The sequence below is a fragment of the Crocinitomix algicola genome (assembly GCF_001661595.2).
Lineage (GTDB): Bacteria > Bacteroidota > Bacteroidia > Flavobacteriales_D > Crocinitomicaceae > Crocinitomix > Crocinitomix algicola.
The window spans coordinates 298,593-312,968 of the sequence record NZ_LYPF02000001.1 but is presented as its reverse complement, the minus strand read 5'-3'; the positions used below and the strand labels follow the sequence as shown (position 1 = coordinate 312,968).

Annotated in this window: 10 protein-coding genes; 6 read left to right on the top strand and 4 right to left on the bottom strand. The window is 35.7% G+C overall.

Annotated features, from left to right (window positions below; genetic code table 11):
- Positions 1-28 precede the first annotated feature (28 nt).
- Positions 29-817, top strand: a complete 789-nt coding sequence (locus A8143_RS01310; RefSeq protein ID WP_070137221.1) for a (Fe-S)-binding protein — start codon at positions 29-31, stop codon at positions 815-817.
- Here A8143_RS01310 and A8143_RS01305 read toward each other — a convergent pair whose 3' ends face one another.
- Positions 818-1,849: a hypothetical protein gene (locus A8143_RS01305; RefSeq protein ID WP_070137219.1), complete on the bottom strand. Its 1,032-nt coding sequence runs from the start codon at positions 1,847-1,849 to the stop codon at positions 818-820.
- A gap of 131 nt (positions 1,850-1,980) precedes the next feature.
- On the opposite strand from A8143_RS01305, the gene A8143_RS01300 reads away from it, so the two are divergent.
- Both A8143_RS01300 and A8143_RS01295 read left to right on the top strand, forming a co-directional pair.
- Complete coding sequence (locus A8143_RS01300; RefSeq protein WP_070137217.1) at positions 1,981-2,511, top strand: GNAT family N-acetyltransferase; 531 nt, start codon at positions 1,981-1,983, stop codon at positions 2,509-2,511.
- Between the two features lie 43 nt (positions 2,512-2,554).
- Positions 2,555-4,192 (top strand): T9SS type A sorting domain-containing protein, encoded by a 1,638-nt coding sequence (locus A8143_RS01295; protein WP_070137215.1) that lies wholly within the window; start codon positions 2,555-2,557, stop codon positions 4,190-4,192.
- A gap of 151 nt (positions 4,193-4,343) precedes the next feature.
- On the opposite strand, the gene A8143_RS01290 is transcribed toward A8143_RS01295, so the two are convergent.
- Positions 4,344-5,567: a DEAD/DEAH box helicase gene (locus A8143_RS01290; RefSeq protein ID WP_070137214.1), complete on the bottom strand. Its 1,224-nt coding sequence runs from the start codon at positions 5,565-5,567 to the stop codon at positions 4,344-4,346.
- A gap of 97 nt (positions 5,568-5,664) precedes the next feature.
- Between A8143_RS01290 and msrA the strand changes: the two genes are divergently transcribed.
- Both msrA and A8143_RS01280 read left to right on the top strand, forming a co-directional pair.
- A complete protein-coding gene (msrA, locus tag A8143_RS01285; protein WP_070137212.1) occupies positions 5,665-6,348 on the top strand; it encodes a peptide-methionine (S)-S-oxide reductase MsrA in 684 nt (227 codons plus the stop codon).
- 64 nt (positions 6,349-6,412) lie between these two features.
- Positions 6,413-7,540 carry a M14 family metallopeptidase gene (locus A8143_RS01280; RefSeq protein WP_070137211.1) on the top strand — a complete coding sequence of 376 codons (1,128 nt, stop codon included), beginning with the start codon at positions 6,413-6,415 and terminating at the stop codon, positions 7,538-7,540.
- 8 nt (positions 7,541-7,548) lie between these two features.
- On the opposite strand, the gene A8143_RS01275 is transcribed toward A8143_RS01280, so the two are convergent.
- Positions 7,549-10,401: a T9SS type B sorting domain-containing protein gene (locus A8143_RS01275; protein WP_070137210.1), complete on the bottom strand. Its 2,853-nt coding sequence runs from the start codon at positions 10,399-10,401 to the stop codon at positions 7,549-7,551.
- Between the two features lie 201 nt (positions 10,402-10,602).
- Between A8143_RS01275 and A8143_RS01270 the strand changes: the two genes are divergently transcribed.
- Positions 10,603-12,903, top strand: coding sequence for an FdhF/YdeP family oxidoreductase (locus tag A8143_RS01270; RefSeq protein ID WP_070137209.1), 2,301 nt, complete (start codon positions 10,603-10,605; stop codon positions 12,901-12,903).
- Here A8143_RS01270 and dacB read toward each other — a convergent pair.
- A complete protein-coding gene (gene dacB / locus A8143_RS01265; protein WP_070137208.1) occupies positions 12,900-14,375 on the bottom strand; it encodes a D-alanyl-D-alanine carboxypeptidase/D-alanyl-D-alanine endopeptidase in 1,476 nt (491 codons plus the stop codon). The genes A8143_RS01270 and dacB overlap by 4 nt on opposite strands.
- Between the last annotated feature and the right edge of the window lies 1 nt (position 14,376).

The window sequence follows — 14,376 nt, the reverse complement described above, 5'->3', positions numbered from 1 at the left end:
ATTAGTTTACAAAATATAAATAATTAAGATGAGTGTTTTAAAGGTACCAACGATGGCGGAGATGATGGCGACAGGTGACAAACCAGATGTCCTTTTTTGGGTGGGTTGTTCAGGTAGTTTTGATGACCGTGCAAAAAAAATCACCAAAGCAATAGTTAAAATACTAAATAAATGTGAGGTGAAATTTGCAGTTCTAGGAGCAGAAGAATCGTGTACAGGAGATCCGGCTAAACGGGCAGGAAACGAATTTTTATTTCAAATGCAAGCTATGATGAATATTCAAGTTCTGGATGGATATGAAGTAAAGAAAATTGTAACTGGCTGCCCGCACTGTTTTAATACATTAAAGAATGAGTATCCTGGATTAGGAGGGAATTATGAAGTAATTCATCATACTCAGCTCATTCAAGATTTATTTAAGTCGGGAAAACTAACGGTAGAAGGGGGAGAATTTAAAGGTAAAAAAATTACATTTCATGATCCTTGTTACCTTGGAAGAGCAAATGACGTATACGAGGCTCCAAGGGAATTAATTCAAAAGCTTGATGCAGAATTTGTGGAAATGAAACGTTGCAGAGCAAAAGGATTATGTTGTGGTGCAGGTGGAGCGCAAATGTTTAAAGAAGCCGAAAACGGTAATAAAGAAATAAATATTGAACGTACCGAAGAGGCTTTAGAAAAAAGTCCAAATATTATTGCTACCGGCTGCCCTTTTTGTAATACAATGATGACGGATGGTGTAAAGAATTTTAATAAGGAAAATGAAGTCGAAGTTTTGGATATTGCCGAGCTTATTGCTAACGCATCAGACCTTTAATTAAAAAATCTTTATTCCAAGTCTAGACTCAATATGAAGAATTAGGATTTGTCCCATTGTTCTGCATTCCAAAAAAGCTTCATTATTATACAATTTTGAAAGATCTTCTCGGAGCTGCTTCACGTTTGCATCCGTAGATATTCGGTCGTTTCGCATTCTACGCAAGAGACTTTTTGTTCTTTGTCTAGCAGATAAGAATCGCTTTTTCATTGCTGCCCGTTCTTGAAGTACGTATTGACCGGCAGTTTCAAAAGACATTACTTCTTGTGTTAAATTTACCAATTCAATATTATCTTTGTAGAATTGCGGTAAATACATGTTTTTTCGGCCTTCATATGATTGCTGGTCAAAATCCATTGCACGTAAGCGATATTGAATATTATCGAAATCTTGATTAATCTCTACAACGTAGTTATATGCTCGCATATCACCCAATAGCTGTACAAAGCAACGTTCATTAAACTTAACGAATTCTTTCGCCAGTCTTAAACGGTTTTCAACCTTTTTTCCATTATTTTTTGCGATAAACTCATCGCACGGAATGCCTATTACATGTTCTTCAACTAAAGTGAGCTTATCGACTAAATAACTCATTTTATTTGGAGAAAAAATATGCTCCAATTCTAAGCCGTAAATTCGAGATGCGTCTGCTTTCTTTATGTAATAATAATCGTGATTATCATTTATTTCGTTTACAACTTTAATCCTAAAGGGCTTTGAATTACCATAAGAACAAAAATCAACACTTCCTATTTTAATATAAGCTATTGGACTTCCATCTGCGTAAAGCATTTGATATAGATTGAGTAGATCTGAATAAATCTGATCAATATCACTAGGATTGAATAAAACAGCATTCCAAAACGTGGAATTTCCATTTTCATCAGTTAAAGGAATTATTTCACCATGACTTGCTAAATCATCATAAGAAATAGGAAACTGTGCAAGGCGCGAATATTGTCTTAAATGTTCTCTAAGGGGTTGCTTAATTTTATAAAATGGTTTTTTGTATTTTATTTCGTTGAAATCCATGAAATTTTTATTCTGTTAAATCTAAACGGTAAAAGATAGAATACTATCTAGTAATTTCCAAGGAGAAGAGTGTTTGATTTGTCTTTTTAAGTATATTTAAATATTCTTCTCTAAATTAATGTTTTAATGCAATGAAATTCACATTATTCGATTTTGAAACTGAACGATTGTTTTTTAGGGCTTTAAAATGGACAGATTTTGAAGATTGGATAGCGGTTTTTGAGAATGATCAAGCTGTTAAATTCTTAGCTCTCGACCCAATGTTAAGTCCAAAAGAATTATGTCAAATATGGTTCGACAAGGCCATGTATAGATATGAGAATAATTTGGGAGGTATGAACGTTTTGTGTTCCAAAATTGATGAGCAAATTATTGGACAAGCCGGAATTTTAATTCAAGACCTTAATGGTGAAGAAATAATAGAGATTGGCTATACTATTTTACCTCAATATTGGCGAAAAGGATACGCATCAGAAGCAGCTATTGGTTGTAAAAAAGAAGGATTTAAAAGGGGATATGCGAAAGAATTTCATTCCATAATTCATCCAGAAAATATTGGATCGAAAGCAGTAGCCTTGAATAATGGAATGACTTTTAAAAAGCGAGTTCCAGAGTATAGAGGTATTGCTGTGGACGTTTATCACACCCATACCAACCAATAATAATGTAGCACGTTATGATTATAAAAGTATTAGACCTTACCCCATGATAAAAAGATTATTATTCCTACTAATTCTATTAAATTCTCTCAATAATTTTGGACAATGTGATGAAGAGAATAATTCAACCGTTTTATTAATTGGTGATTCATGGGCTTTTTTTATGCATGCCGATCAAACTTTTAATAAAGTTATGTCGAATTGGGGGCATTCAAATCAACAATATTTCAGTAATTCCGAATTGGCTGTTAATGGGGCAAGAACAGAAGACTTTTTGACAGTAGAAAAGTTAGATGAAATAGAGGAGCAACTACTTAACAAACCAGAACTGAAAGCTGTTCATATAAGTTTGGGAGGTAACGATTTCTTGGGAACATGGAATATTGATTTTACGGAGGAGGAATTAGAAAACTTGATGGATGAAACGTTTGAAGAGGTCGAAACCATTGTTGATTTTATTCACGCCGTACGTTCAGATGTTCAAATTGTTTTTAGCGGTTACATGTATGCTAATTTTGAGGAAATTATAAATGATGCAGCTCCTTTTGAAGAATCTCATCCGTTTTATGATACATGGGCGGATATGGGGTTTCCAACCTTTGAAGAATTAAATGGTTTACTCAATTCGTTTTCAACACGAATGCTCGTCTACTCAACAGGACTTGATTATGTTGACTTTGTGTATGCTCCTGGTTATATGCAATACATTTTTGGTCAAGAAGAACCGCTAGGTGTGGCTCCGGGAGGAACTTATCCTAAGTTATACCAACCTTTACCAGATGGTGATATAACTTATCCATCACCCAAAATAAGTATGAGAAATTACGGTTTTTTTATTGATTGTTTTCATTTATCCGTATCAGGGTATGAGTACATGATTGATTACCAATTTGAAAATTTATATCACAAATTATTGATGGATGATTCTTATTTTTTGTCAGATGAATTATCGGAAGGCTCAGTGTCTTCATCTGGGGTCGTTCGTGATGATTTAATTATGGGAAACTTTCTATCTGATGATTATGTAACTTTAATATCATTTAATACAACCGAATTACCTGATACGAATTTACAATCTGCGAGTTTATTCGTTCGACTTGATTCTGTAAATGGAGAATTCACTATTGATGATGATATTGAAGTAACAATTAAAATTGGAAATTTTGGAATAGATGAGGGAGTCGATTCTGACGATTTTGAAGATTCAGGGGACTATAGTTCATTAGCATGCGTTTTCAATGCCAGTTTAGATAGTGCGAATTGGTTAAGAATTGATCTTGACGAATCGTTTTTACCCTTAATTGAGACATCAGATATTATACAATTTAAACTAGACGCAAATCTAGGAGCAGGTAATTTTATAAGATTTACAGGAAGTGAAAATCCTAAATTTTCACCAGTTTTTAACGTAAACTATGTACAACCGGACCTAAGCTCCAAAACCGAAAATTTACCCTATCTTGAAGAACTCAAAATCTTTCCAAATCCAGTAAATGATATACTTTATTTGAAAAATCATTTTAAAGAGTCTTCGAGTGTTATGATTTGTGACATAAATGGTAAATGCCAAGAAATTAAACTTGATAATAACAGATTAGACGTTTCAATTCTAAGTTCTGGATGGTATATTTTAAAGGTAGTTGAGGACGGAAAGATATATCGCGCTAAATTTATTAAAGAATAATTTCGAAAAAGGTGTAACTTTTTTGAAATAATTGTGTCTTATTAATAACCGTCCTAATTTTTAGACGGAACTAGTCTATTATTTTAATAAGTAAGCGTAACTAAATAATAGCTTTTTCATGGAATCCCGGTCATTGCCAAGTTGACCGGGATTATTTATTGCTTTTCTTTTTAGTGAAATTTTTTCTTTTTTTATAGTATGGCTTGTTTTTCTTCTTTTTACTTGGTGATTTCCATTCTGGTCCAACACCAAATTCCTCTGGTAGCTCTAGTCGAGTAACTTTTGCGTCAATAAGCCTTTCTATTTTTGAAAGTTTATGAAAGTCTTTTGGATTGACCAATGTGAACGCTTCTCCTTTGGTATTAGCTCTTGCCGTCCTTCCAATTCGATGCACATAATCCTCTGCGTCATGCGGAACATCAAAATTTACAACCATGTTAATCTCTTTTATATCAATTCCTCGAGACATTACATCTGTTGCCACCAATATCCTAACCTTTTTTGCTCTAAAAAGCCTTAAGACCTCTTCTCGTTCATCTTGGTCTAGGTTTGAGGAAATAGGTTTAGATTTAAAACCGGCACTTCTTAAACTTCTGTTTATTTCTGAAACTTTGGCTTTTGCAGAAGTGAATATAATAATGCTATCGTATTCTTTTCTTTGATTTAGAATATGTGTTAAGATTGGGATTTTCTGATTGTCAAATGTCAAATAAACAGCCTGTGTAACACCTTCAGCTGGTTTTGACACTGCCAACGATACTTCTTTTGGATCGTTTAAAATTTTTCGAGCTAACTGTTTGATTTTAGTCGGCATCGTCGCACTGAACATCAACGTCTGTCTATTCTTTGGTAAATGAGAAGAAATTTCGGTGATGTCCTCCAAAAAACCCATATCTAACATTCGATCAGCTTCGTCAAGAATAAGGTGTTTGACGTTTTTAAAATTAACATAACCCATTTTTAGATGGGAGAGAAGTTTTCCAGGAGTAGCAACAATTATATCCGTTCCTTCTTTCAGGGCGTTTTTTTGCTCTTCCCAATCCTTTCCGCTACCACCTCCATAAACAGCTTTCGACCCAACAGAAAGAAAATAAGATAATCCTTGAATTTGCTGTTCAATTTGAATCGCTAATTCTCGCGTAGGCACTATAATTAGTGTGTCTATTGATGTGTCTTTTTTACCTATAAGCTTATTTAATATGGGTAGGACAAAGGCTGCTGTTTTACCAGTACCCGTTTGTGCGCAGGCAATTAGGTCGTAATTTTTTAAGATAATTGGTATGGCTTTCTCTTGAATTGGGGTTGCCGTTTCAAAGCCCATGTATGATAAAGCTTCTAAGAGCCCTTCTTTTAGTTCTAATTCAGTAAATTTCATATTCTTCGGTTAAGATATGTATTTTTACTGAACTCGAGTACTTTTATTTTGTAAGCAATTGAGGCTTATTACGAACTAAAAATGAAAAAAAGAACGAATGTTAAGAAATTTATTAATTGTATTATTACCATCTCTATTAATCATATCTGTAACATCAGCTTGCGAAGGTAGAGGTGCATCGGACAAGGAAAATATTAACGAACAAAATATTACCTTGAAAAAGGACAAACCAAAAGATTTAAAAAAATTGAATAAAGCCTACTTCGCTAGTGGGTGTTTTTGGTGTGTTGAAGCAATCTTTGAGAGTGTGATAGGAGTAGAGGAAGTGTACAATGGCTATTCGGGTGGTCACACAAAAAATCCAACCTACGAACTATCAAATACAGGAACAACGGGTCACGCTGAAGCAGTTGAAGTATATTATGATTCTACAATAATTAGCTTTAATCAACTCGTTGATGTTTATTTTGGGAGTCAAAATATAGAACAAGTCAACGGACAAGGGCCTGATCATGGAAGTCAATATCGAAGTATAGTTTTTTATCAGAATATGGCAGAAAAAGAAATTATTGATAAAAAAATATTACAACTCGAGAAAGAGGGCTATACAGTTGCAGCTGAAGTGATACCGTTTGATGTTTTTTGGATGGGTGAGGATTATCATCAAGATTATGAAAAACTGCATCCAAATCAAGGTTATATACAAACAGTATCTATCCCAAGGCTTAAGAAATTTCAATCAAAATATCCAGATTTACTGAAGTCAAACAAGGGACATTAAAATTATTGGATTAAAACGAAATTCTTCTCCAGTATTGTCTACCTTTACTTAAAAAGTATAAGGTATGAAAATCAGTTCAAATTTTGATAGTGGAAATATAGAAGTTGTATCAATTGAAGAAAATGGAATCATTAACTTAAGAATCCCGAAAGATACAAACTCCGATTTTTTTCAGTGGTTTCATTTCCGATTGACTGAAGCTATTGATATTGCATGTACCATTAATATTTTGAACGCCGGTGAATCAACCTATCCTGAAGGTTGGGATAATTATCATGCCTGCGTTTCTTATGATCGAGTTGATTGGTTTAGAGTTCCAACTACATATGAAAATGGTGTTCTTACCATTGAATATATGCCATCCAATAATAGTGTCTACTTTGCTTATTTTGCGCCTTATTCGTACGAATCGCATTTACAGCTAGTGCATAATGCACAACTATCTGATTTATGTCAAACCGAAGTGATAGGAGAAACCGTTGAAGGAAGAGATATAGATATGCTAATTATAGGAGATGAAGGTGTTGGTGATAATGTTTGGATAATTGGAAGACAGCATCCAGGAGAAAGTATGGCAGAATGGTTTATTCATGGCGTTATTGACCGCTTGCTAGATGAAAGTGATTCTATTGCGCAAAAATTACTTGAAAGATGCTGTTTTTACATTATTCCTAATATGAATATAGATGGTTCAATTGCAGGTAATCTCAGAGCAAATGCTGCAGGTGCTAACTTGAATCGAGAATGGCAATCACCAAGCATGGAACGGAGTCCTGAAGTTTTTAATTGTTTAAAACGAATGGAGGAAGTCGGAGTTGATCTCCTTTTAGACATTCATGGTGATGAAGCTATACCTTATAATTTCGTTGCAGCTTCTGAAGGAATTCCGAGTTACAATTTAAGCTTGAAAAACTTAGAAGAGAAGTTTAAAAATCATTGGATGGACATTTGTCCGGATTTTCAGGATGAACATAATTATGGTCCGGATCAGCCTGGGCAGGCAAACCTAACAGTATGTTCCAATGCCATTGCTGAAAAATTCGGATGCCTTTCATTTACAATTGAAATGCCGTTTAAAGACAATGATGATTTGCCAGATCCATTGTACGGTTGGTCTGCTGAGCGTTCTATTCTACTAGGTGAATCAGTGTTGAATCCTATTTATCATGTGTTAGATGATCTAGATTTTTAATTATTAGGTCATCTTATTAAGGTTGTATTTCCTTTTAATTTTCCTTTCTTACCATAGCTAGTTGTGTAGAATAAGACCCACGTAAATACACCTGGGTTTTCTGGTTTGTTCATATAACTACCGTCCCAGCCTATATTTTGTTCGGTTGATAGAAATACCCTTTCACCATAGCGATTGTAGACTTCAAAACTTATGGCTTCTATACCGCTGCCTTTTACATATAGAACGTCATTATTCCCGTCGCCATTCGGAGAAAAAGCAGAAGGTACTCCAATGCTTAAAACATAATTAACAAGAACATTTACTGAATCGTTTACAATACAGCCATTCTGATCAATATATTCGACTATAAATACCTGATCTTGAGTAGGCGATGCATGAGTGCTTGAACACGTTGAGCAATTGACTCCATATTCAGGTGCCCACGAGTAAGTTCCTTCACCTAATCCATTCGCAATTAACGATGCTGTTCCCCCTAAGTTAATAATCGTATCAAGTTTAGTTTCAATTGTAGGAATGGGATTAACTGTAAATTCTTTATTTACAACTGAACTAGCACCTGTCGCACTCGTTACATTTAAGGTTATTGTATATGTTCCAACTGTGTTTAGGCATATTGTAGGATTTTCAATAATCGACGTATTTGGCTCCGTAGCTCCTCCAAAGTTCCATTCCCAACTTACAGGATTACCAAGACTAGTATCGTTTAAAGTTATACATTCGTTAACACAAATTGAACTAGGTAATTCGAATCCAGCCAAAACTGGTTCACAATCGTTAACGTGAATTGTTATTGACTGTGTACTTTCACAACCAAATTCACTAACACCGATTAAGGTATATTCAAACGTTCCAATTCCTGCAGGGAAATAAGGAACTCCATTTTCTATTCCGTCAGACCATATATAAGTACTGGCTCCTGAACCCGACAAAACAACGGATTCACCAAAACAAATTTCTAAAGAAGATGCTAAAATCTCCAGTTCAGGACTCTCATGAACTTCAACGGTTACAGTTGATTCATTAGAGCAACCCGTTAACTCATTTACACCAATTAAGGTATATTCATTTAAACCAGTTGTTAGCGGTACAAATGGAACACCGTCGATTATTTCATCCTCCCATTCATAAGTGTCACCTCCTGAACCAAAAAGGGTTACTTCATCACCAAAACAAATGTCTTCAGAACTCGAGTTTGCCGTAATTTCTGGTAATGGATTTACAGTAATAGTTATTTCGTTCTCAGCGATACAGCCAGGTCCAGAACTTCCAATTACTGTATATGTTCCTCCAGGGTAATCGGGTGTAAAAGGTTCTCCATCAACAATCCCCATATCCCATACATAAGAATCAGCCCCTGTTCCGTATAATGTAATTTCATCACCTTCACAAATAGTAGTTTCTGAAGCATTTGCTAAAACGTCAGGAATTTCATATACCGTTATTTCAATACTTGAATAACCTTCACAACCACCAAGGTTAATTCCTGTAAGCGTATATGTTGTGGTGCCAACAGGTGGTTCAAATGCGACACCATCTTCCACACCCATGTCCCATTCGTAAGTTGCAGCTCCAGAACCTGTTAATGTAATAGACTCACCTTCACAAATTTCAGTGTCTATATCCATAATTTCCACTTCTGGACTGGCTTGAACGGTAACATAGATATAATCTGATGAAGAACACCCAGTTGTTTCATTATAACCAGTTACAAAATGTGCGAAAACACCCGTTTCATCAGGAGTGTATGGTTCTCCATCAATTATACCTGAATCCCATTCATAATAATCTGCCCCTTCTCCTGAAAATATAAATGATTCACCTAAGCATATTATATCATCATCTACAAGGGCATCGACAATTGGATTTTCATGCATAGTTAAAGTTGTTTCTGAAGTCGTTTCACAAACCCCATTTGCAGCAACCAACGTTATCTCTGTCATACCTATTTCGGGAAAATAATATTCCCCAGGAATTATGTCCTCCGGTTCCCAAGAGTAAGATTCTGCTTCACCACTAACGTTTATTAACGCGGAATCACCATCGCATATTACTGTGTCATCAATCACAATGTCGACTTCGGGATAATCGTTCACTACAATTTCAATTTCAAATTCACAATCCTCTTCTAAATCACTGGTTGCGGTATAGAGCGTCGTGCCTAATGGAGGTTCAAAAGCGATTCCATCACTAATTCCTCCATCCCAAGTAATCGTTCCACCATGAATAGATTCAGCTGATAAAGTAACTTCGTCCCCTAAACAGAGAAGCGTGTCAGATACTTCGGTTAACAGCTGGTCACAAGCTAATTCAACATCTTCTTCACTGAAAGAAATGTTCCAAAAATTCCCATTTACTAAACCGGGTGGTTGATATTTAAATGTAATATTTTCAGTTGCTGCCCCCGCAGTAAAAGTAATTGATTCGGCAGACCAACTATTATCTGCTCCACCAGTAAAGGGATAAAGCGTTTCAACACCTGCAACAGTTACGGATAGGGTGCCATCGTAAAGCGAAACCGCGCCTCCCGCATTCGACCGTAGCTCACACATGTAAAAATTAAAGGTGTAGACATCTCCTGGAGTTAAGCCTGTAATTGTTGTCCATGCCGTCTCGCTATAGAAACCAGTTAGCCAAACTGTGTGTCCGTTTGGTGGATTATCCACTACGCCTTCCCAGGGATAAGCCGCCCATCCTGCCCAGTAATCTTGATTAGAAACATCCGTTGATCCTGTCATGAACCAACCAAGTGGAGCAACTGACGGTCCTTCAGGAACGCTATTAGTTGGTGAGATATATTGGGCCTCAATCGTGTTAAATGAACAGATGAGAAATAAAGTCAAAAATAAATTTGTTTTCATAGCTAGGTTTGAGTCGACAATTTAATTATTATCTGCATGAATAACAAATCATTATTTGGTTGTATTTGAGAATTATAGGATGTTTAATAAATGCTATTTGTTTTCGTTAGCATCTATGTACTGCAACATACCTTGATGCTACACACATTAAAATTGATTTATATTCATTAGATTTATCGTAGTTTATAAGTAAGCATAATTATGACTGTAAAAAGAGCAGTACAAATTGTACCACCAGAAGAGTTTAGTCAAAAAGGACTCACCTTGACACAAAGAAAAAAGAAGGCAGTTGGTATTCCAGCCATTATTTCCTCGATGCGTCATATTAGCAGTGAATTAGGACTTTGGCGAGGAATTAAGTTGCTGAATAAAATGAATCAAAAGGATGGTTTTGATTGCCCAGGATGTGCATGGCCAGATCCTGATGGAAAACGTTCTTCTCTAGGTGAGTATTGTGAGAATGGGGCTAAAGCCATCGCGGAAGAAGCGACAATTAAAAAAGTGGGCCGTGATTTTTTTAAGAAGTATTCAGTTGAAGAGCTCAGTAAACAGACGGATTACTGGTTGGGTAAATCTGGACGAATAACGGAGCCTTTTTATTTGCCTGAAGGGAGTTCATATTATCAACCAATTAGTTGGGAAGAAGCTTTTAATAAAATTGCTTCAAAACTAAAATCTCTGAATAGTCCTGATGAAGCGGTGTTTTACACATCGGGACGGACAAGTAATGAAGCTGCATTTTTGTATCAGTTGTTTGCAAGGCAATTGGGAACTAATAACTTGCCTGATTGTTCTAATATGTGTCACGAATCTAGTGGTGTTGGACTGAGTGAAACAGTAGGAATTGGAAAAGGTTCAGTTACACTTGAAGACTTGCATAAAGCGGAACTAATTGTAGTTATGGGACAAAATCCGGGCACCAATCATCCTCGAATGCTTGCTGCTTTGGAAAAGTGTAAAGAGAATAATGGTCAGATAATTAGTGTAAATCCAATACCTGAAGCTGGTAATAATGTTTTTGTAGATCCTCAAAATCCGCTTTCAATAGTGAAAGGTGGAACGCAATTGGATGATCTGTATTTACAGGTTAAAATAAATGGCGATGTTGCACTATTAAAGGCAATTATGCTTTTAATGTTGCAGGCTGAAGATAAGCGCCCGAACTCGGTTTTTGATCATGATTTCATTCAAAACTATACCGCAGGTTATGATGAGTTAATAGATTCGATAAGAAAAGAAAATTTTGATGATTTAGTTAGAGAAAGTGGAGTGGAAGAGGAAGATATTCGGAAAGCTGCAGATTTATTTATCGCGAAGAAAAAGATCGTGATTTGTTGGGCTATGGGGTTAACACAACATGAAAATGGTGTGAATAATATTCGTGAAGTAGTGAACATCTTATTGCTTAAGGGAAGTATAGGAATTGAAGGAGGAGGAACCTGTCCTGTTAGAGGACATTCTAATGTGCAAGGTGATCGAACAATGAATATATGGGAAAAACCTAAATCAGAATTTATAGATCGGTTAGATGAGCGCTTCAAAATGAAATTTCCAAGAGATCACGGTTACGACGCAGTTGAATCAATAAAAGCTTGTAAAGAGGGCAAAGTTAAGTTTTACTTTTTTATGGGAGGTAATTTTATATCAGCAACACCTGATAGTCAGTTTACAGGAGAAGCAATACAAAATTGTGATTTGACTGTTCAGGTTTCTACTAAGTTGAATCGTTCCCATTTAGTGACAGGAAAAGAAGCTTTGATCCTTCCTTGTGTTAGTCGTTCTGAAAAAGATATACAAAATGGAGTTGCGCAATTTGTCACAATAGAAAATTCTATGGGGGTTGTCCAAAAAAGCTATGGTCAGCTAGACAATGCCTCTGAGAACTTAATGAGTGAACCAGCTATTGTTGCAGCTATGGGGGAATACACATTCGGCAATGATGTCGTGAATTGGAAGAAGCTTGTAAGCAACTATGATTACATTAGGGATATAGTAGAAGAGACAATAGATGGTTTTGATAATTACAATGCACGTGTAAGAAAACCTGGGGGCTTTTATTTGCCCAATGGTGCTCGTGAACGAAAATTCAACACAGAAAATGGTAAAGCGAACTTCACGATTAATGAAGTTCCTAGGAAGAAGGTTGCCAATGGTAATTTAATTTTAATGACCATACGGACCCATGATCAATACAATACGACAATTTATGGAATGGATGATCGGTATCGAGGAATTCTTAATGAGAGAAGAGTTTTACTTATGAATAAATTTGATATGGCAGAAAAAGGACTTCAAACTGAGGATGTTGTTCATATTACCAGCCATTTTCAAGATGGTGAGCGAATTGCTAGGAACTTCAAGGTAATTGAGTACGATATTGCCCGTGGATGTGTCGCAACATACTTCCCTGAGGCAAATGTATTAGTGCCGGTTAATAGCACAGCAAAAAGAAGTAATACGCCAGTTTCAAAATTTGTGGAAGTAAGTTTATCTAAAGCTTAATAATTGGCCATTTTTACCATTAGGTATTGAAAATATTTCTTCATTTGTGAATTACTACAGCTGTGGTTGTTGATAATCATAGCAAAAGCTAGTTTTTTTCCAGATTTAGTGTCTACGTAACCTGCATATGATTTAATACGATTCATTGTCCCACTTTTCCCATAAACTCTTCCTGAGGCAGATGTCCCTTTACCAATACTTCTCATTGTACCTTTTTTTCCGGCAATGGCCAACGTTTTCTTAAAAACACGATCACTGCTTGATTTATTCATATAAGCTAATAATTCTACTAAGAATTTAGAGGATACAGCATTCGACCGAGATAAGCCACTGCCATCTGTCATAAATAGCCCGCCACCTATTTTTGATTTCCAATAACGCATACAATAATTTGCTCCATTGTAAGTAGAACCGTATCCATTATTTTTATAGGATATTTCACATAAAACATGCTCGGCAAAAAGATTGATGCTATATTGATTCACCCAATTCATAATAGAAGCTAGGCTGGGAGAAAGATTGGTGTATATTAAATTCAGTTTTGGACGATTGAATTTTTTGTTCTTATTCAATTCACGATTAGTGGTAGCTCTATATTTTACTGGAATACCAGCGTTTTCTATTGCATGATGTAATTCAATTGCAGCTAAATATTCAGGGTCGGGAATACTCGCTTTTACAATGAATGATTCTCTTTGTTTTGGGATTGAACCTTCCACAAACCAGTCGTCCGAATAGGGGGCTCCATATACATAGGCATTATCTCGACTCGAGTTCGCAGAGGTTACACGATTTTCAAGTGTTAATCCAGGAATATATGGTTCTATACATATGATTTGAGTTGAATCACCAGCATTTTGCCCAGTTTTAAATTCTAGTTTACACATATTGTCAAAAATTGTTAAACCACTTGGACCTGCTCCATAATAATTACCCATGTCTCCCCATACCCAACCAGCAGGAACACCATTATATTCATATTTAGAGGCATCAGCAATAATTCTACCGTTAATCGATTTTATACCATAAGCTTTAATCGTATCGGCCCATTCTCTCAAAAACTCTCTTTCTTTCCCTTCATCATTGAAGTATTTCGAACCAAGAGTTGGATCTCCGCCTCCGATTAAAAATAAGTCACCGTTTAACTGCCCAGTAACTGAATCTATTTCACCAGAATACATGATTTTCGTTTCGAACCGATAATTACTGCCCAAAATTCTTGAAGCCGTAGCCGTTGTAACTAGTTTCATAGTTGATGCGGAAGGAATAATCATTGATCCATTATAATCAGCGATTACATGGTTTGATTCTAAGTCTTTTACATAAAAGCTAAAGGCGGCACCTTGCAAATGTTCTTTATTTATTAATGATTTAGCATAGTTATGTATTTCATTATTAGGTTCGGTTGAGACTTGAGCTAAGAGTGTAGAACTTATTAAAAAGATTAAAAAAAATTGGAATATATTTTTCATT

Bases quoted from the DNA above. Each gene is read 5' to 3' on its own strand.
- A8143_RS01310 (WP_070137221.1), top strand. From the start codon at position 29: ATGAGTGTTTTAAAGGTACCAACGATGGCGGAGATGATGGCGACAGGT.
- A8143_RS01305 (WP_070137219.1), bottom strand. From the start codon at position 1,849: ATGGATTTCAACGAAATAAAATACAAAAAACCATTTTATAAAATTAAG.
- A8143_RS01300 (WP_070137217.1), top strand. From the start codon at position 1,981: ATGAAATTCACATTATTCGATTTTGAAACTGAACGATTGTTTTTTAGG.
- A8143_RS01295 (WP_070137215.1), top strand. From the start codon at position 2,555: ATGATAAAAAGATTATTATTCCTACTAATTCTATTAAATTCTCTCAAT.
- A8143_RS01290 (WP_070137214.1), bottom strand. From the start codon at position 5,567: ATGAAATTTACTGAATTAGAACTAAAAGAAGGGCTCTTAGAAGCTTTA.
- msrA (WP_070137212.1), top strand. From the start codon at position 5,665: ATGTTAAGAAATTTATTAATTGTATTATTACCATCTCTATTAATCATA.
- A8143_RS01280 (WP_070137211.1), top strand. From the start codon at position 6,413: ATGAAAATCAGTTCAAATTTTGATAGTGGAAATATAGAAGTTGTATCA.
- A8143_RS01275 (WP_070137210.1), bottom strand. From the start codon at position 10,401: ATGAAAACAAATTTATTTTTGACTTTATTTCTCATCTGTTCATTTAAC.
- A8143_RS01270 (WP_070137209.1), top strand. From the start codon at position 10,603: ATGACTGTAAAAAGAGCAGTACAAATTGTACCACCAGAAGAGTTTAGT.
- dacB (WP_070137208.1), bottom strand. From the start codon at position 14,375: ATGAAAAATATATTCCAATTTTTTTTAATCTTTTTAATAAGTTCTACA.